Below are 22,231 nucleotides of genomic sequence, written 5' to 3'. Positions count from 1 at the left end.
AGCGACTGCCGTCATCCGCGATGTCAACCCCGTCGCCAAGACTCGTCGAACGTCGCTGAATGGGATGACACGACCGACGAACAGCGAGGAGCATCACATGGCGCAGATCATCGAGACCATCGACGTACACGTTCCCATCGACGTGGCGTACAACCAGTGGACGCAGTTCGAGAGCTTCCCGCAGTTCCTCGACGAGGTGGAGTCCATCGTCCAGCTCGACGACACCCACACGCGCTGGAAGGTGAACGTCGGCGGCGCGACGCGCGAGTTCGACGCGGAGATCACCGAGCAGCACCCCGACGAGCGGGTCGCGTGGAACAGCATCGGCGGCGAGACGGAGCATGCGGGCGTCGTGACCTTCCACAAGATCGAAGACCTCACGACCCGCGTGACCGTGCAGATCGACTGGGAGCCCGAGGGTCTTCTCGAGAAGGTCGGCTCGCTGGTGGGTGCGGGGTCGCACGCCGTGAAGAAGGATCTTCAGAACTTCAAGGAGTTCATGGAGAAGCGCGGCACCGAGACCGGTGCCTGGCGCGGCGACGTCGACGCCTGATCGACCCCTGAGCCGAGGTCCGAGCGGTGGTGCCCCCATCACCGCTCGGACCTCTTTCGCTGCCTGCTCGGCGAGCGCCTGACGCCCGGCGTCGTCTAGGGACTCTCGAACCGGAAGATAGGGCATCCTCCCGATGCTGTCGGGGTGACTCAGAGCGGATGCTGAGGACATCGCACACCGAGGAGATGTCATGTTCGAGCACCCGTATCTCGCGTACACGTCGACCCATTTCGACCAGGAGCAGCTCGCCCACGCGGCCGAACGTCGCCGCGTCATCGAGGAGCACAGGGACCGGATCGTCCGTCGCCAGCCCGGCCCGGTGCGACGTCTGGCCGGGCGGCTGCTGCACGCGGCCGGCGCCTCGCGCGGCGCGGGGACGGATGCGGCGCGACAGCCCGAGCGGCACGCGCCCGCAGGCTGCGAACCGGCTCCCGCCCGGTGATCGCCGCTCCGCTCCCGGCGGACATCAGCGCCATCCCGGATGTCGGAGGAGAGTGGCACGATGAATCCATGCCCCCGTCCGCTCCCACCGCCGCGATGGTCGGCCGAGAGGCCGAGCTCGCGACCATCCGCGAACTGTTCCGCCGCTCGGTCGACGGTGTGCCCGTCGCCGCGCTGATCGAGGGGGAGGCGGGCATCGGCAAGTCCCGACTGCTGCGGGAGTTCAGCGCCGAGGTGGCGAACCGCGCAGACGTGCACGTCGGGTGGTGCCTCGATCTCGGGGCTTCCCGCACGCCCTTCGGGCCGCTGGCCGGCATCCTTCGATCGATCGTCGCGAGCCTGGGTGCCGATCGCGTGCGGGAAGAGATCGGCGTCGGCGTCGAAGCGCTCGGCATGCTGCTGCCCGAGCTCAACCCCACCGAGCGGTCGCAGACCAGCCCCGATCGCCTCCGCGATGCGATCGCCGCCCTCATCGAGGCGGCGGCCGAGCACGCGCCGCAGGTCCTCGTCGTCGAAGACCTGCACTGGGCTGACGAGTCGACCCTCGCTCTGCTCTCCTTCCTCCTGCGCACCCTCGGTCACGGTCGCGTCCTGCTGATCCTGACCTGCCGGTCCGATGACGTGCGTCGCGGCGATGCAGTGAGCCGCTTCATCGCCGAGTCCACTCGTGCGCGTCTGCTCGAGAGGGTCGTGATCGACCGCCTCGACTCCGCCGCGGTGCGGGCGCTCGTCGAGTCGCTCACCGGGCAGCCCGTCACCGACGCGGCTCTCGACCGCATCCACGACCGTGCCGAAGGCGTGCCCTTCTTCGTCGAAGAACTGGCCGGGTGCTCGACGGGGCCTCTGCCCGGCAGCCTGCGCGACCTGCTGCTCGCGCGTTTCGACCGTCTCAGCGATGACGCCAGGCGGGTGGTGCAGGTCGTCTCGGGGGCCGAGCGTCCGCTGACGCATCCGCTCGTCACCCGCCTGGCGGGCCTGCCTGAGGCGCGCCTCGACGAGGCCATCCGCGAGGCGACGCTCAGCGGCATCCTCGTCGTGGTCGATGACGACTACCGCTTCCGGCACGCGCTGCTGCGCGAAGCCGTGCACGACGATCTGCTGCCGGGCGAGAGGGCGCGGCTGCACCGGGCATATGCCGAGGCCCTCGAAGAGAACTGTGCCGGGTCGGACACGGCCGACCCTGCCGCGCTCGCGTATCACTGGCAGCTCGCGCAAGACGACCGGCGGGCGCTCGCTGCGGCCGTCGCCGCGATGGCCGACGCCAAGTCGCGGTTCGCCTTCGCCAGCGCCGCCCGTTTCGGTGAGCTGGCTCTCGAACTGTGGATCCAGGTGCCCGATGCCGAGGCCGTGGTGAGCATGGAGCGCCTCGAGGTGCTGCGCACCCTCGGCTCCGTGCTGCGCAATGCCGGTGACGGAGAGCGGGCGCTCGCGGTGGCCGAGCTCGCCCTCGACGAACTCGACCCTGCGACGGTCGACCCTCGCATGCACGCGCGACTGCTGCGCGACAAGGCGTATTACACGATGAATCTCGGCCGGGCCGGGTCGATCCCCCTGCTGCAGCAGGCGCTCGACATCCTCGAGTCGAGCGTCGACGACGACCGGCTGCGGGCGTCGGTGCTCAATCAGCTCGCGAGTCGCTACATGATCTCGGGGCGCCTCGAGGAGGCGATCGCCCTGGCGGCGGAGGCGGGTGAGCGCGCGGTGCGCGCCGGGTCGGACGACGAGGCCTCGATCGCCGCGAACGTCCGCGGCGGAGCCCGCGCACACCTCGGCGACCTCGACGCGGCGCACCGCGAATACGCGCTCGCTCTGCAGCTCGCCAAGGGCACGAACGCCGAGATGAGATATCGGGTCAACTACTCGGATCTGCTCGGCCTGCTGGGCCGCTATCGCGACGCCGTCAGGGTGGCCGAAGAGGGGCTCGCTCCGGCACGCGCCTTCGGTGTCGAGCGCACGACGGGTGCTCTGATGACGCAGAACATGGCGGTGCCCCTGCTCGAGATGGGGGAGATCGATCGGGTCGAGGGCATGCTGGCGCGCGAGCTCGCGCAGAGGACGCTGCGCATCTCGCACATGTACTCCACGATGACGCGCGTCCGCGTGCTCTCCTGGCGCGGCAGGCACGAGGAGGCGGCCGAGATCGTGCGCGAGTGGCACCCCGCGTTCGAGGAGACCGGTCGGGTCGAACGTCAGATCTGGTACGACGAGGTCATGATGCGCGTCTCCGTGGCCGAGGGGCGGGGCGATCTCGCTGAGGCGCTCGGTGAGGTCAGGGCAATGCTCGCCGATTCGGGGCCGGTGTCGCTGCACCAGCGTCGGCTGATGCTCGAAGCGGCGTGGTTCATCGCCGAGCTGCGGGCGTCCGGCGTCGAGGTCGAGGGGGCGGTCGTCGACGTGCGCGATGCCTGGCACGCTCAGCCGGCGCAGCTGCGAGGTGGCCGGTGGGAGGGGATCCTCGAGGCATTCCTCTCTCCGTCCGTCCCGGCGCTGCGACGGGCGGTCGAACTCGCTGATGACCGGGACGTCCCCGTGACGTTCGCGGTGACCACGCGTCTGGCTCTCGCTCGCGCACTCGTCGGCGCGGGTGAACGAGGCGAGGCGAGCGCCGTGCTCGCGGACGCGACGCGCGAAGCCGAGCACCTGGGGCACGTTCCGCTGGGTCGAGCTGTCGATGAGTTCCGCGCGGCGGCGGGCCTCGCCGCACCGTTCGGCGCCGGCTCAGCATCCCGGCCCGCTGATGCTGAGTCGGATGTCGATCCGCTCACCGCCCGCGAGCGCCAGGTGCTCGAACTGATCGCCGAGGGTCTGAGCAACCGCCAGATCGGCGACCGGCTCTTCATCAGCGTCAAGACGGTGAGCGTTCACGTGTCGGCCGTGCTGCGCAAACTCGGCGTCAGCACCCGCACGGAGGCTGCTGTCCGTCAGAGGAAGGCAATATTCCGGGACACTGGTCAGGCTGCCGTGATACGTTGAGCACGCGCGTATGACGGACGTTCCGTCACAGCGTGGGCCGCGCAAGCGGCCGTTTGAAAAGAAAGTAGAAAACACATGGCCACTGGCACTGTGAAATGGTTCAACGCGGAAAAGGGCTTCGGCTTCATCGCTCCCGATGACGGCACGGACGACCTTTTCGCCCACTACTCGGCAATCGCCGGCTCCGGTTTCAAGGAGCTCCGCGAGAACCAGAAGGTCGAATTCGACGCTGAGCGTGGCCCCAAGGGCATGCAGGCGGCGAACATCCGCGCTCTCTGAGCGCGCGCTGACTTCCTGAAGCCGGTCGGATCCTCACGGATCCGGCCGGCTTTTCGCATGCCCGGGGTATGCGCAGTGCGGTCGGATGCTGTGCGGGGTCAGTTCGGCATCCGAATCGCTGATTTGCGGTGCGGAAGTGGCCCCGACTGGCCGGTGGGGTGCGCAAGTGGCCCCGGCTGATCTCGACCCGAGATGAGGCTTGCCTAACTTTCTGTTAGATTAGGCCAGGCTTACCAAAGCCGAGGCGCCCATCCGCGCCGAGCCCCCTCATCCCAACCCGAAGGAACGCCCGTGCGCACTTCTCGTCTCATCGCCGCCGGCGTCGCCGCCGCTCTGGCCGTCGGCCTCACGGCCTGCGCGACCTCGTCGACCGACTCGAACTCCGACTCCGCCGGCGGCAACCCCGCCGACGACAGCGCCTTTCCCGTCACGGTCGAGCACGTGTTCGGTGAGACCACGATCGAAGAGAAGCCCGAGCGCGTCGCCACGATCGCCTGGGCGAACCACGAGGTGCCGCTGGCCCTCGGCATCGTGCCCGTCGGCATGAGCAAGGCCTCCTGGGGTGACGACGACGACAACGGCATCCTGCCCTGGGTCGAGGAGAAGCTCGACGAGCTCGGCGGCGAGGAGCCCGTGCTGTTCGACGAGTCCGACGGCATCGACTATGAGGCCGTCGCCGACACGCAGCCCGACGTCATCCTCGCGGCATACTCGGGTCTGACGCAGGAGGAGTACGACCAGCTCTCGAAGATCGCCCCGGTCGTCGCCTACCCCGAGGTCGCCTGGGGCACCCCGGTCGACGAGATGATCGAGCTGAACTCCAAGGCGCTGGGGCTCGAGGAAGAGGGCGACGCCCTCATCGAAGAGCTGCACGCCGACGCCGAGGCCGCGCTCGAAGAGAACAGCGCGCTCAAGGACAAGAAGGTGCTGTTCGCCTACATCGACCCGAGCGACCTGAGCCAGGTCGGCTACTACACGGCGATCGACACGCGCCCCGGCTACCTGCACGACGACCTGGGCCTGCCGCTCCCGTCGATCGTCGAGGAGAACGCCGACAGCGACCAGTTCTACCTCTCGGTCAGCTCCGAAGAAGCAGACGCCTTCGACGACGTCGACGTGTTCGTCACGTACGGCGACGACTCGCTCATCGCCACCCTGCAGGCCGATCCGCTGCTGTCGAAGATCCCGGCCATCGCCGCGGGCAACATCGTGATCCTGCCCGACTCCACCCCGATCGCGGCATCGGCGAACCCGTCGCCGCTGTCGATCCCGTGGGGCCTGTCCGACTACCTGGGCCTGCTGGCAGCACCGCTCGCCGCGAAGTGACCTCGCGCGTCACCTCCGCACACTGAATTCCCGTGACCGCTGTCACCGTTCCCCTGCCGGGCACCGCAGATCTGCGGCGCCCGGCATGGGCGCGCTCGCTCTGGCTGCTCGCCGGTCTCGCAGTGCTGCTCGTTCTCTGCATCCTGTCGATCTGCTTCGGCGTGCGCTCCGTGAGCATCGACGACATCTTCGCCGCGCTGAGCGGGCAGGACGACACCCTCGCACAGGCGTCGATCATCAAGCGCCTCCCGCGCACGGTGCTCGCGATCCTCGTCGGTGCTGCCCTCGCCCTCTCCGGCGCGACGATGCAGGCGGTCACCCGCAACCCGATCGCCGACCCGGGAATCCTCGGCGTCTCGAACGGCGCATCGCTCGCCGTGGTGTTCGGCCTCGCCTTCCTCGGCCTCACCGACGCCTACAGCCAGATGGCTCTCGCGATCATAGGCGCCGCCCTCGCCGCGGCCTTCGTCTACACCGTCGGATCGCTCGGCCGGGGCGGCGCCACGCCCCTCAAGCTCGCCCTCGCGGGGGCCGCGACCTCCGCCGCCTTCGCCTCGCTCATCAGCGCCATCATGCTGCCGCGCGTCGACCTGCTACAGGCGTTCCAGTCGTGGCAGATCGGCGGAGTGGGCGGCGCGGAATGGCCGCGCATCGCCATCACCGCCCCCGTGCTCGCGCTCGGTGCGCTGATCTGCTTCGCCAGCGCCCGGGGCATGAACTCCCTCGCGCTCGGCGACGACATGGCCAAGGGCCTCGGCGAGCACGTGTTCCGCACACGTCTCATGTCGGCCCTCGGCGCCGTGATCCTCGCGGGAGCAGCCACGGCGATCGCCGGACCCATCGGCTTCGTCGGCCTCGTGATCCCGCATGTCTGCCGGATGCTGATCGGCACCGACCACCGCTGGCTGCTGCCGTTCTCGGCCGTGGCCGGTGCAGCGCTGCTGCTGGCGAGCGACATCGTCGGCCGCGTCATCTCGCCGACGTCGGAGGAGATCCAGGTCGGCATCATCACCGCCATCATCGGCGCCCCGTTCTTCATCTGGATCGTCCGTCGTCAGAAGGTGCGTGAACTGTGAGCACCATCGACCGCGCCGCCGCCCAGACTCCGGCAGCATCCGCCCGCACCCGCGACGTCGCCGCCCTCATCGCGGGCCGCCGTTCCCGTCACCGCCGGCACGCCGTGGCCACGATCGTGCTCGGTGCGCTGCTGCTCGTGCTGTTCACCGTGGCGCTGATGATCGGCAACACGTTCTATCCGCTCGACGAGGTGATCCGCGTGATCCTCGGCGAGACCGTGCCGGGGGCGTCGTTCACCGTCGGCGAGCTGCGCCTGCCGCGGGCGGTGCTCGCCATCCTCGCCGGCTTCGCGTTCGGCATCGCCGGCGTCTCGTTCCAGACGCTGCTGCGCAACCCGCTCGCCTCGCCCGACATCATCGGCATCTCGAACGGCGCGGGTGCCGCGGCGGTGTTCGGCATCATCGTGCTGTCGGTCAACGGCCCGATCGTGTCGCTCCTCGCGCTCGCGGGGGCGATCCTCACCGCCGGGATCATCTACCTGCTGTCGATCAAGAACGGCTTCGCGGGCACACGACTGATCCTCATCGGCATCGGTGTCGCGGCGATGCTGCAGAGCATCATCTCGTACATGCTGTCGAGGGCCGCGAACTGGGACATCCAGACGGCGATGCAGTGGCTCACCGGCAGTCTGAACAACGCCTCGTGGGAACGCGTGATGCCACTCGCGATCGCCGCGGTCGTCATCCTGCCGCTCCTGCTCCTGCAGGGACGCGCGCTCGGGGCGATGCAGCTCGGCGACGATTCGGCATCCGGTCTCGGCGTGCGGGTCAACACCACGCGCCTGTTCTTCATCCTCGGCGCCGTGGCACTGCTCGCCTTCGCGACCGCCGCCACCGGCCCCATCGCGTTCGTCGCGTTCATGGCGGGCCCGATCGCGGCCCGCATCACCGGGCCCGGAGCGAACCTGCTCGTGCCCAGCGCGTTCATCGGCGCGGTGCTCGTGCTCGGGGGCGACCTCATCGGTCAGTTCGCGTTCGGCGAGCGCTACCCGGTCGGCGTGATCACCGGCGTGCTGGGCGCTCCGTATCTCATCTACCTGCTCATCCGCACGAACCGCTCGGGAGGCTCCCTGTGACCGAGGCGCACACTCTGACGGCGGAGTCCGTCACCCTCGCCTACGGCGACCGGACGATCATCGACGGCCTCGACCTCGCGATCGCGCCGGGCAAGATCACCACGATCGTCGGAGCGAACGGATGCGGCAAGTCGACGCTGCTGCGCTCGCTCGCGCGCCTGCTCTCGCCGACGGCCGGTCGGATCGTGCTCGACGGCAAGTCCGTGCACGCGCGCCCCACCAAGGAAGTCGCGCGCGTCCTCGGCCTGCTGCCGCAGTCGCCGGTGGCGCCCGAGGGGATCGCGGTCGCCGATCTGGTCGGCAGAGGGCGGCATCCGCATCAGAAGGTGCTGGCTCGCTGGAGCGCCCACGACTACGAGGTCGTCGCGGATGCTCTGGCTGCGACCGGCACCACCGAACTCGCGGACCGCAGCGTCGACGAGCTGTCGGGCGGTCAGCGTCAGCGCGTGTGGATCGCGATGGCGCTCGCGCAGGAGACCGACATCCTGCTGCTCGACGAGCCCACCACGTTCCTCGACGTCGCCCACCAGGTCGAGGTGCTCGATCTGCTCACCGATCTGAGCGTCTCGCGCGGCACCACGATCGTCATGGTGCTGCACGACCTCAATCTCGCCGCGCGATACTCCGACGAGCTCGTCGCGATGAAGGAGGGCAGGGTGCACGCCACCGGTGCTCCGCAGGACGTCGTGACAGCCCAGCTCGTCGAAGAGGTCTTCGACCTCGCGAACCAGATCACCATCGACCCCGTCTCGGGCAAGCCGATGGTCACCCCGATCGGAAGGCATCATGTCCGCTGAGACCACGACCGAACGTCCCACCTACGTGCTCGCCCGCGCCGAGGTGCGCGCAGTCGAACGGGTGTCGCCGAACTTCGTGCGGGTCACGTTCGGCGGCTCCGAGCTCGACGGGTTCGGCACCCCGGGCGACACCTTCGACTCTCGGATCAAGCTCGTCTTCCCGCCGGCATCCGGCATCCTCCCCGACATCGACCGCGACACCGACGACTGGTGGGGGTCGTACCTCGCCGTTCCCGAGGCCGAGCGCGGATCGATGCGCACGTACTCGGTGCGCGACCTGCGGGTGACCGCGCAGGGCACCGAGCTCGACGTCGACTTCGTGCTGCACCTGGCACCGGGGCTGAGTGGTCCGGCCTCGCGCTGGGCGGATGCTGCGGCTGCCGGACAGGAGCTGTTCATCGTCGGCCCGCGTCGCGGAGTGTCGGCCGCCGATCATCACGGTGCCGAATACGAGCCCGGTTCTGCGGCCTCGGTCGTGCTGGCCGGCGATGAGACCGCGGCACCGGCGATCGCGCGCATCCTCGAAGACGCGCCACGCGACCTGCGCGGCTGCGCCTTCATCGAGGTGCCGGTGCCCGCCGATGTCCTCCCCATCGACGCTCCGGCCGGGGTCGAGGTGCACTGGCTGCCTCGCGAGGTCGGAGAGCCGCACGGGGTGCGCCTGATCCCCGCCGTGCTCGAGTACCTCGGTGACGCGGATGCCGGCGAGGAGATATCCGTGGAGGACATCGAGTCCGAGGATCTGCTCTGGGAGACGCCCGACTACTCGGGCCTCGGCGAGGACATCGCGGCGACGGATGCTCCCGCGGAGCGCTACTTCTGGATCGCCGGCGAGAGCGGCGTCGTCACGACACTGCGCCGCCATCTCGTGAAGGATCTCGGCATCGACCGCGGGCAGGTCGCCTTCATGGGCTACTGGCGCCACGGCGTCGCCATGCGCGGCTGACCCCTGCTGGCCCTGATCGACCTGGACCTCATCCCGTTCGGGTGAATCAGCGTGCGATCAGCCAAAACGGGGTGGTGCCTGCGGATGCCGCGCCGTAGCATCCCAGTGGAATCGTTCGACGACGAGGAGGCCACCCGATGACGCAGCACACGCTGGAGCTCCCGGACGTCGACCTGGTCTACGACGTGCATGGGCCGCTTCCGACAGCGGATGGTCGTCCGCCGCTGATGATGATCGGCCAGCCGATGGACGCGAGCGGCTTCCAGGCCCAGGTGGCGCTGTTCGACGACCGCACCGTCGTGACCTACGACCCGCGCGGCCTGGGCCGGAGCGTCCGCAAAGACGGCGGGGTCACGAACGAGCCCGACGTCCAGGCCGAGGACGTCCACGCGATCATCGAGGCGCTCGGCGCAGGACCTGTCGACATGCTCGCGAGCAGCGGCGGGGCCGTGACCGCGCTCGCCCTGGTCACCGCTCACCCGCACGACGTCGCGACCCTGGTCGCTCATGAGCCGCCGATCGACAGTGTGCTGCCGGATGCCGAAGAAGTGCATCGCGCCCGGGTGGCGTACACCCGGGCGTATCAGGACAGGGGCTGGGGTGCCGGAATGGCGGCGTTCGTCGCGATGACCTCGTGGGAGGGCGAGGTCACCGAGGCGTTCCTCGCTCAGCCGGCCCCCGACCCCGCGGCGTTCGGGATGCCGACGGACGACGACGGCACGCGCGACGACCCACTTCTGTCGGAGCTCTCGTGGGCGGTGCCGCTCTACCAGCCGGACCTCGCTGCGCTCACGGCGGCGCCCACCCGGATCGTCGTCGCCGTGGGGGAGGAGTCCCTCACGGTCTACACCGGACGCACCGCTCTCGCACTGGCTGAGAAGCTCGGCCAGCAGGCGACGGTCTTTCCCAGTCACCACGGCGGGTTCATGGGTGGCGAGTTCGGCTATGCCGGTCAGCCCGAGGCCTTCGCCTCGAAGCTCCGCGAGGTGCTCGACCGGCCGTAGGTCACGATCGTCGGCATCCCCCCGCGTCGGGTGTTCAGGTCGCAGTTCGTGTCGCGTCGAGCGGCGCGCGGCGGCACGAACTGCGACCGGAGCGGTAGCGGGCGGCACGAACTGCGACCGGAGCGACCGGAGCATCGCACGACGGCAGGCGCCTACGCGCTGGCGCGCACGACGAGCTCGGTGTCGAGGATGACCGAGCGGGGGGATGCTCCGGCGATGACCTCGAGCAGCACGGCGACCATCTGCGCGCTGATCTGATCCCACGGCTGGCGCATTGTCGTGATGGGCGGCTCGTGCGTGGCGGCGAGGCCGGAGTCGTCGAACCCTGCGATCGCGATGTCCTCGGGCACACGGCGTCCGGCTCGACGGGCGGCGGCGATCGCGCCGGCGGCCATGCGGTCGGATGCCGCGAACACGGCGTCCACATCGTGCTCGAGCATCCGGGTCATGGCGGCGAGTCCCGACTCGTAGGAGTAGTCGCCCTGCTCGACGAGGGTCTCGTCGAAGAGCTCGCCGAGCTCGTCGCGGAAGCCGACCAGGCGGTAGCGCCCACCCGGGGTGTCGTCGGGGCCGGCGATCATGCCGATGCGGCGGTGCCCCTGCGCCACGAGGTGTGCGGCCATCGTGCGGGCGGAGGCGACCTCGTCGACCGAGATGGTCGACAGCTCTCGTTCGTGTCCCAGCGGCACGCCGCAGCACACCGTGGGGATGCCGACCTCGATCAGCTGGTCGAGCAGGGGATCGGACTCATGCGACGAGATGAGCATGACGCCGTCGACGTGTCCGGCGCTGAGGAACTGGGCGACGCTCTCGCGCTCGGCGGGGGTTCCGGCGACGAGCAGCACGAGGGTCATGGCTCGCTGGGCGAGTGCTTCGGCGGCTCCGCGCAGCAGCAGCGCGAACGTCGGGTCGTCGAAGAGCAGCTGCTGCGGCTCGGTGAGCAGGAAGGCGAGTGATCCGGCGCGACCGGTCGCGAGGCTGCGTGCGTGGTGATTGGCGGTGTAGCCGGTGGCGAGGATCGCCTCTTCGACCGCCTGTCTGGCGTCAGGGGACACCCAGTGCCCGCCGTTGATCACTCGCGAGACCGTGCTGCGGGAGACCCCCGCCTGCGCCGCGATCTGGCGGATCGTCGGCTTGCGCTTCGCGCTGACATCACTCATCGCCTGTGACTCTACCCACAGCATCCCGTCCAGCGGTAGTCCAACCTGGGACCGGTCTCAGTTCGGTAACGGCGGTTGTGATCGACCGGTGACGTGAGGTAGAACTGAGACCGGTCCCAGTCACATCCACGTGACAACCTGAGACCGGTCCCAGTCGAATGAGCGACAGCATCTCGGGACCTGCACGACGACCACACCGACCCGATGGAGTGCCGATGACCTCGCCCCACGCCTGGCCCGACCTGCGCGGAATCGCCTATGGCGGCGACTACAACCCCGAGCAGTGGTCGCCCGAGACGTGGCGCGAAGACGTCATCCTCATGCGCGAGGCCGGGGTGAACCTGGTCAGCGTCGGCATCTTCTCGTGGGCGCTCATCGAGGTGGCCGAGGCCGAATTCGACTTCGCCTGGCTCGACGAGCTGCTCGACCTGCTGCACGAGAACGGCATCGCGGTCGACCTCGGCACACCCACCGCATCCCCGCCCGCCTGGTTCTTCGCGAACCACCCCGAGGCGCGCGTGATCGACCGCGAGGGCCGCACGATGGGCTTCGGCTCCCGCGGCATGGCGTCGCACTCGTCGCCCGCGTATCGCGAGGCGATCGTGCGGATCGCGGATGCTCTCGCGGCGCGCTACGCGCAGCATCCTGCCGTCGTGCTCTGGCACGTGCACAACGAGTACGGCGTTCCCGTCGGCGAGGACTACTCGCCCGACGCGGTCGCCGCCTTCCGGCTCTGGCTTCAGGAGAAGTACGGCTCGCTCGAGGCGCTGAACAGCGCATGGGGCACCGCCTTCTGGGGCCAGCACTACTCGGCATGGGAGCACGTCGGTGCCCCGGCCATCGCCCCGAGCGTCGTGAACCCGGCCCAGCGCCTCGACTTCGCGCGCTTCACCGATCACCAGCTGCGCGCGTGCTTCATCGCCGAGCGTGACGCGATCCGCGCGCATGCCTCCCAGCCGGTCACGACCAATTTCATGGCGAACCAGAGCTGGACCACGGACCTCTGGGCCTGGGGTCGCGAGGTCGACATCGTCTCGGACGACCACTACCTGTGGGCCGCCGACGAAGACGCGCATATCGGCCTGGCGATCGCGGCCGACCTCAGCCGCTCGGTGGGCGGCGGCAAGCCGTGGATCCTCATGGAGCACTCGACGTCGGCCGTGAACTGGCAGCCGCGCAACATCGCGAAGCGCCGGGGAGAGATGAAGCGCAACTCGCTCACGCATCTCGGCCGCGGTGCCGACGGCATCCTCTTCTTCCAGTGGCGCGCAGGGCGCTCGGGTGCCGAGAAGTTCCACTCGGCGATGCTGCCGCACGCCGGCACGGAGTCGCGCGTCTTCCGCGAGGTCGTCGACCTGGGCGCCGCGCTCGGCCGCCTCGACGAGGTGCAGGGCAGTGTCGTGAAGGCCGACGTCGCGATCCTCTGGGACTTCGAGTCGTTCTGGGCACAGGACCTCGAATGGCGCCCGTCCGAAGACGTCACGCACGCAGCGCAGGTGCGTCGCTTCTATGAGCAGCTCTGGCGTGACGGCATCACGGTCGACTTCGCCCTCCCCGGTCAGGACCTCTCCGGCTACCGCCTCGTCGTCGCCCCGGCTCAGTACATGCTGAGCGCCGCGGATGCCGCCAACCTCACCGCCTACGTGCACGGCGGCGGCACCCTGCTCGTGTCGTTCTTCTCGGCGATCGTCGACGAGAACGACGCCGTGCACGCGGGCGGCTTCGTCGCTCCGCTGCGCGATGCGCTCGGCCTCACGGTCGAGGAGTTCCTGCCGCTGCGTGAGGGCGAGAGTCACGGCCTCGACTGGGTCGACCACGAGGGCGTCGTCGCCGACGTCTGGCAGGAGGACATCGCGCTCGAAGGAGCCGAGGTCGTCGCGAACTTCTCGGGCGGTCCCGGCGAGGGCGAGCCGGCGATCACGCGGAACGCGCACGGCGCCGGAACCGGCTGGTACGTCGGCACCCGTCTGGATGCGGCGGGCATGCGCGCGCTGCTCCACGAGGTCTACGCGGATGCCGAGGTCACCCCGCCCGCTGTCGCCGACGGACTCGAGGTCATCACGCGCCACGGCGACGACGCGGTCTACCGCATCGCCGTCAACCACCGCGACGACGATGTCGAGCTCGAGGCCTCGGGCGTCGAGCTCCTCAGCGGCACCGAGATCTCGGGTTCCCTGACCGTCGCGGCGGGCGGCGTCGCCGTCATCCGCACCTCCCACTGACCGCACGATCAGCAACGAACAGCTCCACCCTGCACCACCCGCTCCACCCCAGCACCACCCCACCCCGGTCGCGATGACGCGCAGCGCATCGTCGGCCACGACAGATAGGAAAACGCATGCGCAAGCACATCGGAGTCGGCGCACTCGCTCTGGCCGCGGCCGTGGTCCTCGCGGGCTGCTCCGCCGGCGCCCAGGACGGCGGCGACGACACGGCATCCGGAGACGGCGCCGAACTCGTGATCTGGACGGATGCCGAGCGCGAAGCCGCGATCACGGCAGCCGCCGAGGCGTTCGAGGAGGAGACCGGCGCGAAGGTCACCCTCGTGCAGAAGAACTTCGAAGACCTCCGCAACGACTTCATCGCGCAGGTGCCGACCGGAGAGGGCCCCGACATCACGGTGGGCGCCCACGACTGGCTCGGCGCCCTCGTCGCGGCCGGTGTCGTCGACACGATCGACCTCGGCGACAAGGCCTCGGAGTTCGAGCAGGTCGCCCTCGACGCCATGACGTACGACGGCCAGCTCTACGCGATGCCGTACTCGCTCGAGACCATCGCGCTGATCCAGAACACCGACCTGGTCGGCGAAGAGGCTCCCGCGACGTGGGACGACATGATCGCCAAGGGCCTCGCCGCAGGCACCGAGCGTCCGTTCGTGATCAACACCGCGGGCGAGACCGGTGACGGATACACGATGTACGGACTGCAGACGTCGTTCGGCGCCCCCGTGTTCGTGCAGGACGACACCGGCTCGTACACGACCGAGGTCGGCATGGGCGGAGCGCCCGGCGAGGCCTTCGCGACGTGGCTCGGAGCCAACGGCTCGACGGGCACCGGCTACATCTCGACCACGATCGACTACGACATCAACAACGAGCTGTTCGCGTCGGGCAAGGCTCCGTACACGATCCAGGGTCCGTGGGCGATCAGCGCGTTCGATGGCGTCAACGTCGCCGTGAACCCGATCCCCTCGGCGGGTGGCGAGGCCGCTGCCCCGTTCGTGGGCGTGCAGGGCTTCTACCTGTCGAGCAAGAGCAAGAACGCGCTTCTCGCCCAGGAGTTCCTCGTGAACTACCTCGGCACCGAAGACGCGCAGCGCGCGCTGTACGAGGCCGACCCCCGCATCCCCGCGTGGTCGACGCTCGCCGACGAGGTGTCGTCCGACCCGATCACGGCTGGCTTCGTGGCTTCGGCTCAGGGCGGCGTGCCGATGCCGTCGATCCCCGAGATGGGCTCGGTCTGGGACCTGTGGAACGCCGCTCAGGTGCAGATCATCAACGGCGCCGACCCGGTGTCGACGTGGAACACCATGGTCGCCGACCTCGAGACGACTCTCGCCGGCTGACCCTGCAGGGCGGGGAGGCGCCCGAACGCCTCCCCGCCCCGCGATCCGCAGACAGGACGCACACATGACGATCCAGGCACCGCCCACCGAGGCCCCCACCCCCGTGGTGGCACCCTCGCGTGAGTCCCACGCCCGCCGCTTCCGCGGCCTCGGCTGGGGATTCCTCATCAAGCTCGCGCTCATGGCGCTGGTCAACGCCTTCGGCATCATGACGGCGATCTCGGCCTGGAGCGCCGAGTCGTGGATCGTGCTCGGCGTCGTCGTGCTGCTCGTGATCATCGCCGACTGGGTGTACTTCACTCGCAAGGCGCTGCCCCTGAAGTACCTGCTGCCGGGGCTGGTCTTCCTGCTCGTGTTCCAGGTCTTCATCTTCGGCTACACGGCCTACATCGCGTTCACCAACTACGGCACCGGTCATGTCGGCACGCAGGAACAGGCGGTCGAGGCCGCACTGATCCAGGGCGAGCGCCGCGTCGAGGGCTCGTCCGACTACCCGCTGTCGGTCGTGCAGCGCGGCGGCGAGCTCGGCTTCGCGATCGTCGACGACGACGGCGACGTGCAGGTCGGATCTGCGACCGAGCCGCTGGCCACCGCATCCGGAGCGGAGGTCGGCACCACCGGCGCTCCGAGCGAGGTGCCCGGCTGGGAGGTCATCCCACGGGCGACCGTGCTGACCGATCCGGCGCTCGGCGCCACGATCAAGGACCTCCGCGTTCCCGTGTCGGACGACCCGAACGACGGCTCGATCCGCACCCGCGAGGGATCGACCGGCTCGGTCTACGAACCGACGCTGGTGTGGGATGCCGACGCGCAGACCATCACGGACACGCAGTCGGGCACGGTCTACACCGCCACCGGGCTCGGCGCGTTCGTCGCCGAGGACGGCACGGCATTGCCGACCGGGTGGGCGGTCAACGTCGGCTTCGCCAACTTCGTGAAGCTGTTCACGGATGCGAATCTCGCGGGCACCCTGCTGAGCGTCACGGTCTGGACCTTCGCGTTCGCGATCCTCTCGGTCGTCCTCAGCTTCGCCGTCGGACTCGGACTGGCGATCGTCTACAACGACCCACGCGTCAAGGGTCGCCGGTTCCTGCGAGCGCTGTTCATCCTCCCGTACGCCTTCCCCGCCTTCATGGCCGCGCTGCTGTTCCGCGGCATGTTCAACGCCGAGTTCGGCGTGATCAACGACCTGTTCTTCTTCGGGTCGAGCATCAACTGGCTCGGCGATCCGTGGCTCACCCGTGCCGCCGTGATCTTCGTGAACGTATGGCTGAGCTACCCGTACTGGTTCCTGGTGTGCACCGGCGCGCTGCAGTCGCTTCCCGGCGAGACGCTCGAGGCGGCCGAGATCGACGGCGCGAACAAGCTGCAGCGCTTCCGCGCGATCGTGCTGCCGCTGCTGCTGGTCTCGACGGCCCCCCTGCTGATCGCCTCGTTCGCGGTCGCGTTCAACAACTTCACCGTGATCTACACGTTCAACAACGGCGGGCCCTCGATCGCGGGAGCACCGTATGCACTCGGATCGACCGACATCCTCGTCTCGGCCATCTACGACGTCTCGGGCGTCTCGGGCGGTGCGGCCGACTACGGTCTCGCGAGTGCGCTGTCGATCGTCGCCTTCATCGTGGTCGGTCTCATCTCAGCGCTGAGCTTCCGACAGACCCGCAAGCTCGAGGAGTACCAGTGATGAGTGAGACCAGGGTCATCGTGACCGGTTCATCGAAGGATGCGCAGGCCGCCCGTGCGGGTGCACGTCGGCGTCGCTGGTGGAGCGAGGTCGGCTGGAAGTACATCCTGGCCGCGGGCGTGCTGTTCTTCGCCGCGTTCCCCCTCGTCTATGTGCTGTCGGCGTCGCTCAACCCGAACGGCAGCCTCGCGGCATCCAGCGCGCTGTTCAGTGCGTTCGACCCCGCGAACTACATCGCGCTGGGTGAATCGCGCTACTGGGTGTGGTTCGGCAACACGCTGCTCATCGGCGGGGTGACCGCGATCGGGTCGGTGCTCATGGGCGCCTGCGGCGCGTATGCGTTCTCGCGATTCCGCTTCAGCGGTCGTCGTGCGAGTCTCACGACTCTGCTCGTGCTGCAGATGTTCCCCCAGGCGCTCGCGTTCATCGCGATCTTCCTGATGCTGCAGACGATCGGCGAGGTCGTGCCGGCGCTCGGCATCAACTCGAAGATCGCCCTGATCTGCGTGTATCTCGGAGGTGCCCTCGGGGCCAACACCTTCCTGATGTACGGCTTCTTCAACACGATCCCGGTCGAGATCGACGAGTCGGCGAAGATCGACGGAGCCACCCACGCGCAGATCTTCTGGCGGCTCATCATGCCGCTGGTCGTGCCGATCCTCGCGGTCGTCGCGCTGCTCGCATTCCTCGCGGCCTTCGGCGACTTCATCCTGTCGAAGATCATCCTCACCTCTGAGGACAACTGGACCCTCGCCGTCGGCATGTACCAGTGGGTGTCCAACCAGCTGACCTCGCGCTGGGGGCTCTTCGCCGCCGGTGTCGTGGTCGCCGCCGTGCCCGTGCTCGCGCTGTTCTTCTCGCTGCAGAAGTACATCGTGGGCGGGCTCACCCAAGGATCCGTCAAGGGCTGATCCGCACCTCCACGCTCGAAAGGCCGTCATGCACCGTCGCACGCGTTCCCTTCTCTCCACCGCCCTCGCCACGGTGACCGCCGTCGCCCTCATCGGGGTGGGGCTGCCGGCCTCGGCCGCCGCGGCATCCGCACCTGCGGCTGTCGCCGCCGCCGGGCCGGTCGATGCCACCATCACCGTGCCCCGCGTCGAGAACCTGCCCGACGACTTCATCGGCGGCGTGGACGTCTCGTCGGTGCTGTCGCTCGAAGCATCCGGTGTCGTGTTCCGCGACGGCCAGGGCGCACACGGCGATCTGTTCGAGATCCTCGCCGATGCCGGGGTCACCGACGTGCGCGTGCGGGTCTGGAACGACCCGTTCGACGCGAACGGCAACGGCTACGGCGGAGGTGATGTCGATGTGGATCGGGCGATCGAGATCTCGCAGCGCGCGACGGATGCGGGACTCGGTGTGCTCGTCGACTTCCACTACTCCGACTTCTGGGCCGACCCCGCGAAGCAGCAGGTGCCCAAGGCGTGGGAGGGGATGACGGTCGATCAGGTCGCGGCCGAGGTCGGAGACTTCACGCGCGATGCCGTGCGGCGTCTGGTCGATGCGGGCGTCGACCTGCGCATGGTGCAGGTCGGCAACGAGACCAACGGCGGAGTGGCCGGGGTGCGCGGCTGGGATGACATGGCGAAGGTGTTCTCGGCCGGTTCCGCCGCGGTGCGCGCCGAATCGCCCGACACGCTCGTCGCGCTGCACTTCACGAACCCCGAGCGCGCGGGGTTCTACGCCGATGTCGCGGCGCAGCTCGACCGTCGTGATGTCGACTACGACGTGTTCGCGTCGTCGTACTACCCGTTCTGGCATGGGACCCCCGAGAACCTCACGTCCGTGCTCTCGCACGTGGCCGAGACCTACGGCAAGAAGGTCATGGTCGCCGAGACCTCGTGGGCGTTCACGCTCGACGACGCAGACGGCCACGGCAACGTGATCGACCTGCCGTCCGAGGCGACGCAGTATCCGGTGAGTCGCCAGGGGCAGGCGGATGCGGTGCGAGCGGTCGTCCAGGCCGTCGCCGACGTGGGCGAGGCCGGACTCGGGGTCTACTACTGGGAGCCCGCCTGGCTGCCCGTCGGCCCGCCCTCGCAGCTCGAGCAGAACAAGGTGCTGTGGGAGCGTGACGGGTCGGGATGGGCGTCGAGCTTCGCGGGCGAGTACGAGCCGGAGGATGCCGGGCACTGGTTCGGCGGATCCGCATGGGACAACCAGGCGCTGTTCGACGTCGACGGGACGGCATCCGACGCGCTGAACATCTTCTCGTACGTGCGCACCGGCGCTCAGGCTCCGCGAGCGGTCGAATCGGTGCAGCCCGTCGAGCTGCAGTTGACCGAGGGCGACGCGGTCGAGCTTCCGGGCGAAGTCACCGTGCTCTACAACGACGGGTCCTCCGAGCAGCAGTCGGTCACCTGGTCGTCGGCCGCCGACTTCATCGAGGGCGTCGGCGAGTACGCGATCGCGGGGACGACGGATGCCGGCCTCGCGGCGTCAGCCGTCGTGACGGTCTCGGCGCGCAACTTCCTGCGCAACCCCGGCTTCGAGGATGCCGACACGAGCATGTGGACGGTCACCGGGTCGGGTCTGTCTCTGCGTGCGTGGGACGACCCCCGCAGCGGCACACACTCGGCGCACTTCTACTCGGCATCCGCATACTCATTCGACCTCTCGCAGACTGTGACCGGGCTCCCGGCGGGGTCGTATGTCGCACGGGCGTCGCTGCAGGGCGACGGCGAGGGCGCCGACGGGCGTGCGTCGCTGTCGCTGTCTTCTTCTGGCGTCGCCGGATCGCCCGCGCCCTTCGGCCTCGACGGCTGGCGTGTGTGGTCGACGCCCACGACCCAGGCGCTGCAGGTCGGTGCCGACGGCACGGCCGTGGTGCGCGTCTCTGCGGCACTGCCGGTGGGCGCGTGGGGCACGATCGACGACCTGGAGCTCGTGGGCGAACCGGTGCCCGGTGCCGATACTTCCGCGCTGCGGGAGCGCCGGGATGCTGCAGCAGCACTCGATCTCGCAGCGTACGTCGAGTGGTCGACGGGTGCACTGCCCGACGCGATCGATCGGGCTGACATCGTGCTGGCCGCGGCGAGCCCGAGTGCCTCTACGGTCGCGGGCGCGCAGGACGCACTGGACGCTGCCGTCGACGCCCTCGTCCTGAAGGATTCGGCGACAGCAGCTCCGGCCCGTGGTGTGCTGTCGCACGACAACGGCCACGACACGGGCCTGCTCGACGGCGACTTCACGGTGACCATGAACCTGTGGTGGGGGCAGAACGCCACGAAGCTGCGCGTGTTCGAGAACGGCGTGCTGATCGCGACCGTGCCGCTCACGTTCGGGGGCACGTCGGCGCAGGTCGCCCGGGTCGCGGTGACCGGCAAGAAGAACGGGTCGTACGTCTACACCGGCGAGCTCGTGAACTCCCGCGGGGTGACCGCGGTGCAGCCGGTGACGGTGAAGGTGAAGGATGCCGTGCCCGGCACGCCCGTGCTCTCGGCCGACAACGGGGACGGCGACGGCTCGTACACAGTGACCGCCGACATGTGGTGGGGCACGAACGCGACGTCATACCGCCTGTACGAAGACGGCGTGCTGCTGAAGGAGGGAGCGGTGGCGGCGAACAGCCCTGCGGCGCAGCGGGTCTCGGTGGCGGTCGACGGGAGATCGGTCGGCAAGCACACTTACCACGTCGAGTTCGTGAACGCCGCGGGAAGCAGCGAGAGCAAGACGCTCACGGTCAAGGTCACGCGCTGACGGCATCCGCGGGCCGGGTCGAGCTCCGTTGCGGTCGCAGTTTCTGTGCCTGCGGCTCGCGGAGCCCGGCGCAGCGGCAGCGCGCACGTCAGACGGATGCCGCGGCATCCGGTTCGGGTCCGGATGCCGCGGCTGTCGTTCCGATTACTTGCTGAGGAAGTCCTTCAGCGCGGCGTTGACCTCGTCGGCGTGCGTCCAGAGCAGACCGTGGGGTGCGCCCTCGACCTCGACATAGGTCGCCGCGGGAACGGCCTGATGGAAGCGGCGGGCGGTCGCATCGATCGGCAGGATGTTGTCCTTGGTGCCGTGCAGGATGAGGGTCGGCTTCGCGGCGTCGCGCACGGCGTCGACGTCACCACGGAAGTCCTCGATCCACGACGGGACGACGGCGTAGGCGGCGACGGGGGCGCTGCCGATCGCGACGTTCCAGCTGCCGGTGACGGCCTCCTGGCTGATGCGCGAGCCGAGGTTCTCGTCGAGGTTGTAGAAGTCGTTGTAGAACTGCGTGAACCAGGCGAAGCGGTCGCCCTTGGCAGCGGCGGCGATGCCGTCGAAGACGTCCTGCGGGACGCCCTCGGGGTTGTCGTCGCGCTGCACGAGGAACGGCTCGAGCGACGCGAGGAACGCCAGCTTGGCGACCCGGTCGTGGCCGTACTTCGCGACATAGCGGGCCAGCTCTCCGGTGCCCATCGAGAATCCGACCAGCACGACGTCGCGCAGGTCGAGGGTCTCGAGCACGGTGTTGAGGTCGGCGGCGAACGTGTCGTAGTCGTAGCCGGCGTTGACCTTCGACGACTGGCCGAAGCCGCGGCGGTCGTAGGTGATGACGCGGTAGCCCTGAGCGAGCAGCTCGCGGGTCTGGCGCTCCCAGCTGTGGCCGTCGAGGGGGTAGCCGTGGATCAGGACGACGGGCTGACCCGATCCCTGGTCTTCGTAGTAGAGCTCGATCGGGGCGCTGTTCTCGTTTCCGACGGTGATGTAACCCATGATCCTGATCCTTTGCGGTCTGGCGAGAACGGTCGTTCTCGGTGATGCTCCCCACTGTAGAGAACGCTCGTTCTCATGTCAAGTACACTGGAGAGATGACCGACGACACAGCGCGCGAGCAGATCCTCGCGGCGGCCGACGAGCTCTACTACCGCAAGGGCTACGCGGCCGTGGGCATGGATGAGCTGCGGGCTGCGGCCGGCGTGTCGCTGCGCAAGCTGTATGCACTGTTCCCGTCGAAGACCGACATCGTCGCGGCGGTTCTCGCGCGCAAGCATGCGGAGTGGGAGTCCGGGCTGACGGGGGCGGTGGCGGATGCCGGGAGCGATCCGCGCGATCGCCTGCTCGCCGTCTACGGATACCTCGAGGACTGGTTCTGCACCGACGACTTCCGCGGCTGCGCGTTCATCAACGCCTTCGGCGAGCTCGGTGGCACGAACCCGGAGGTCGCGGAGATCGTGCGCGACCACAAGGCGTCGTTCCAGGCATACATGGCGGGCCTCGTCGTGGATGCCGGAGCGCCGGCATCCTTGGCGGCTCAGCTCTCGATCCTCGCCGAGGGCGCGCAGAGCACCGCGGCGATCGCGGCTGACCCCCAGGTCGCCGCGCAGGCGCGCAACGCCGCCGAGGTCTTGATCGACGCTGCCGTCGCTGCCTGA

General features: G+C 69.0%; 18 protein-coding genes. 16 read left to right on the top strand and 2 right to left on the bottom strand.

The window, feature by feature from the left end:
- Positions 1-97 precede the first annotated feature (97 nt).
- The 10 genes from AB0N61_RS15155 (at position 98) to AB0N61_RS15110 (ending at position 10,471) form a co-directional block, all read left to right on the top strand.
- Positions 98-553 carry an SRPBCC family protein gene (locus AB0N61_RS15155; protein ID WP_363365173.1) on the top strand — a complete coding sequence of 152 codons (456 nt, stop codon included), beginning with the start codon at positions 98-100 and terminating at the stop codon, positions 551-553.
- A gap of 190 nt (positions 554-743) precedes the next feature.
- Positions 744-995 (top strand): hypothetical protein, encoded by a 252-nt coding sequence (locus AB0N61_RS15150; RefSeq protein ID WP_363365172.1) that lies wholly within the window; start codon positions 744-746, stop codon positions 993-995.
- 68 nt (positions 996-1,063) lie between these two features.
- Entirely contained in the window at positions 1,064-3,967 is a 2,904-nt protein-coding gene (locus tag AB0N61_RS15145; RefSeq protein ID WP_363365171.1) for an AAA family ATPase, read from the top strand.
- A gap of 75 nt (positions 3,968-4,042) precedes the next feature.
- Positions 4,043-4,246 carry a cold-shock protein gene (locus AB0N61_RS15140; protein WP_056310329.1) on the top strand — a complete coding sequence of 68 codons (204 nt, stop codon included), beginning with the start codon at positions 4,043-4,045 and terminating at the stop codon, positions 4,244-4,246.
- Between the two features lie 291 nt (positions 4,247-4,537).
- Positions 4,538-5,572, top strand: coding sequence for an iron-siderophore ABC transporter substrate-binding protein (locus AB0N61_RS15135; RefSeq protein ID WP_363365170.1), 1,035 nt, complete (start codon positions 4,538-4,540; stop codon positions 5,570-5,572).
- Between the two features lie 32 nt (positions 5,573-5,604).
- The gene (locus AB0N61_RS15130; RefSeq protein WP_363365169.1) at positions 5,605-6,648 is read left to right on the top strand and encodes an iron ABC transporter permease; all 1,044 of its coding nucleotides are present in this window, start codon (positions 5,605-5,607) and stop codon (positions 6,646-6,648) included.
- Between the two features lie 5 nt (positions 6,649-6,653).
- Positions 6,654-7,724: an iron chelate uptake ABC transporter family permease subunit gene (locus AB0N61_RS15125; protein WP_363365396.1), complete on the top strand. Its 1,071-nt coding sequence runs from the start codon at positions 6,654-6,656 to the stop codon at positions 7,722-7,724.
- On the top strand, positions 7,721-8,521 hold the full coding sequence (locus AB0N61_RS15120; protein ID WP_363365168.1) for an ABC transporter ATP-binding protein: 801 nt from the start codon (positions 7,721-7,723) through the stop codon (positions 8,519-8,521). Before AB0N61_RS15125 ends, AB0N61_RS15120 begins: the two co-directional genes overlap by 4 nt.
- Positions 8,511-9,467 carry a siderophore-interacting protein gene (locus AB0N61_RS15115; protein ID WP_363365167.1) on the top strand — a complete coding sequence of 319 codons (957 nt, stop codon included), beginning with the start codon at positions 8,511-8,513 and terminating at the stop codon, positions 9,465-9,467. The genes AB0N61_RS15120 and AB0N61_RS15115 overlap by 11 nt, the downstream gene beginning before the upstream one ends.
- Before the next feature lie 137 nt (positions 9,468-9,604).
- Positions 9,605-10,471, top strand: a complete 867-nt coding sequence (locus tag AB0N61_RS15110) for an alpha/beta hydrolase (RefSeq protein WP_363365166.1) — start codon at positions 9,605-9,607, stop codon at positions 10,469-10,471.
- A 152-nt stretch (positions 10,472-10,623) separates the two neighbouring features.
- On the opposite strand, the gene AB0N61_RS15105 is transcribed toward AB0N61_RS15110, so the two are convergent.
- On the bottom strand, positions 10,624-11,631 hold the full coding sequence (locus tag AB0N61_RS15105; RefSeq protein ID WP_363365165.1) for a LacI family DNA-binding transcriptional regulator: 1,008 nt from the start codon (positions 11,629-11,631) through the stop codon (positions 10,624-10,626).
- A gap of 215 nt (positions 11,632-11,846) precedes the next feature.
- On the opposite strand from AB0N61_RS15105, the gene AB0N61_RS15100 reads away from it, so the two are divergent.
- The 5 genes from AB0N61_RS15100 to AB0N61_RS15080 all read left to right on the top strand — a co-directional run bounded on the left by AB0N61_RS15100 (position 11,847) and on the right by AB0N61_RS15080 (position 20,585).
- Positions 11,847-13,853 carry a beta-galactosidase gene (locus AB0N61_RS15100; RefSeq protein ID WP_363365164.1) on the top strand — a complete coding sequence of 669 codons (2,007 nt, stop codon included), beginning with the start codon at positions 11,847-11,849 and terminating at the stop codon, positions 13,851-13,853.
- A gap of 116 nt (positions 13,854-13,969) precedes the next feature.
- Positions 13,970-15,196, top strand: coding sequence for an extracellular solute-binding protein (locus AB0N61_RS15095; RefSeq protein WP_363365163.1), 1,227 nt, complete (start codon positions 13,970-13,972; stop codon positions 15,194-15,196).
- A gap of 64 nt (positions 15,197-15,260) precedes the next feature.
- A complete protein-coding gene (locus AB0N61_RS15090) occupies positions 15,261-16,883 on the top strand; it encodes an ABC transporter permease subunit (protein WP_363365162.1) in 1,623 nt (540 codons plus the stop codon).
- Positions 16,883-17,794 carry an ABC transporter permease subunit gene (locus tag AB0N61_RS15085; RefSeq protein ID WP_363365161.1) on the top strand — a complete coding sequence of 304 codons (912 nt, stop codon included), beginning with the start codon at positions 16,883-16,885 and terminating at the stop codon, positions 17,792-17,794. The genes AB0N61_RS15090 and AB0N61_RS15085 overlap by 1 nt, the downstream gene beginning before the upstream one ends.
- Before the next feature lie 28 nt (positions 17,795-17,822).
- A complete protein-coding gene (locus AB0N61_RS15080; protein ID WP_363365160.1) occupies positions 17,823-20,585 on the top strand; it encodes a glycosyl hydrolase 53 family protein in 2,763 nt (920 codons plus the stop codon).
- Between the two features lie 144 nt (positions 20,586-20,729).
- Here AB0N61_RS15080 and AB0N61_RS15075 read toward each other — a convergent pair whose 3' ends face one another.
- Positions 20,730-21,572, bottom strand: coding sequence for an alpha/beta hydrolase (locus AB0N61_RS15075; RefSeq protein ID WP_363365158.1), 843 nt, complete (start codon positions 21,570-21,572; stop codon positions 20,730-20,732).
- A gap of 95 nt (positions 21,573-21,667) precedes the next feature.
- Between AB0N61_RS15075 and AB0N61_RS15070 the strand changes: the two genes are divergently transcribed.
- On the top strand, positions 21,668-22,231 hold the full coding sequence (locus AB0N61_RS15070; RefSeq protein ID WP_363365157.1) for a TetR/AcrR family transcriptional regulator: 564 nt from the start codon (positions 21,668-21,670) through the stop codon (positions 22,229-22,231).

Origin of the sequence: Microbacterium sp. NPDC089320 (assembly GCF_040684875.1) — a bacterium.
GTDB lineage: Bacteria > Actinomycetota > Actinomycetes > Actinomycetales > Microbacteriaceae > Microbacterium.
Note: the sequence above shows the minus strand (reverse complement) of the source record. Positions and strands in the feature narration are given on the sequence as shown.

What these genes read in the sequence shown, in the direction of transcription:
- AB0N61_RS15155 (WP_363365173.1), top strand. Translation starts at nt 98, where the DNA reads ATGGCGCAGATCATCGAGACCATCGACGTACACGTTCCCATCGACGTG.
- AB0N61_RS15150 (WP_363365172.1), top strand. Translation starts at nt 744, where the DNA reads ATGTTCGAGCACCCGTATCTCGCGTACACGTCGACCCATTTCGACCAG.
- AB0N61_RS15145 (WP_363365171.1), top strand. Translation starts at nt 1,064, where the DNA reads ATGCCCCCGTCCGCTCCCACCGCCGCGATGGTCGGCCGAGAGGCCGAG.
- AB0N61_RS15140 (WP_056310329.1), top strand. Translation starts at nt 4,043, where the DNA reads ATGGCCACTGGCACTGTGAAATGGTTCAACGCGGAAAAGGGCTTCGGC.
- AB0N61_RS15115 (WP_363365167.1), top strand. Translation starts at nt 8,511, where the DNA reads ATGTCCGCTGAGACCACGACCGAACGTCCCACCTACGTGCTCGCCCGC.
- AB0N61_RS15110 (WP_363365166.1), top strand. Translation starts at nt 9,605, where the DNA reads ATGACGCAGCACACGCTGGAGCTCCCGGACGTCGACCTGGTCTACGAC.
- AB0N61_RS15105 (WP_363365165.1), bottom strand. Translation starts at nt 11,631, where the DNA reads ATGAGTGATGTCAGCGCGAAGCGCAAGCCGACGATCCGCCAGATCGCG.
- AB0N61_RS15100 (WP_363365164.1), top strand. Translation starts at nt 11,847, where the DNA reads ATGACCTCGCCCCACGCCTGGCCCGACCTGCGCGGAATCGCCTATGGC.
- AB0N61_RS15095 (WP_363365163.1), top strand. Translation starts at nt 13,970, where the DNA reads ATGCGCAAGCACATCGGAGTCGGCGCACTCGCTCTGGCCGCGGCCGTG.
- AB0N61_RS15090 (WP_363365162.1), top strand. Translation starts at nt 15,261, where the DNA reads ATGACGATCCAGGCACCGCCCACCGAGGCCCCCACCCCCGTGGTGGCA.
- AB0N61_RS15085 (WP_363365161.1), top strand. Translation starts at nt 16,883, where the DNA reads ATGAGTGAGACCAGGGTCATCGTGACCGGTTCATCGAAGGATGCGCAG.
- AB0N61_RS15080 (WP_363365160.1), top strand. Translation starts at nt 17,823, where the DNA reads ATGCACCGTCGCACGCGTTCCCTTCTCTCCACCGCCCTCGCCACGGTG.
- AB0N61_RS15075 (WP_363365158.1), bottom strand. Translation starts at nt 21,572, where the DNA reads ATGGGTTACATCACCGTCGGAAACGAGAACAGCGCCCCGATCGAGCTC.
- AB0N61_RS15070 (WP_363365157.1), top strand. Translation starts at nt 21,668, where the DNA reads ATGACCGACGACACAGCGCGCGAGCAGATCCTCGCGGCGGCCGACGAG.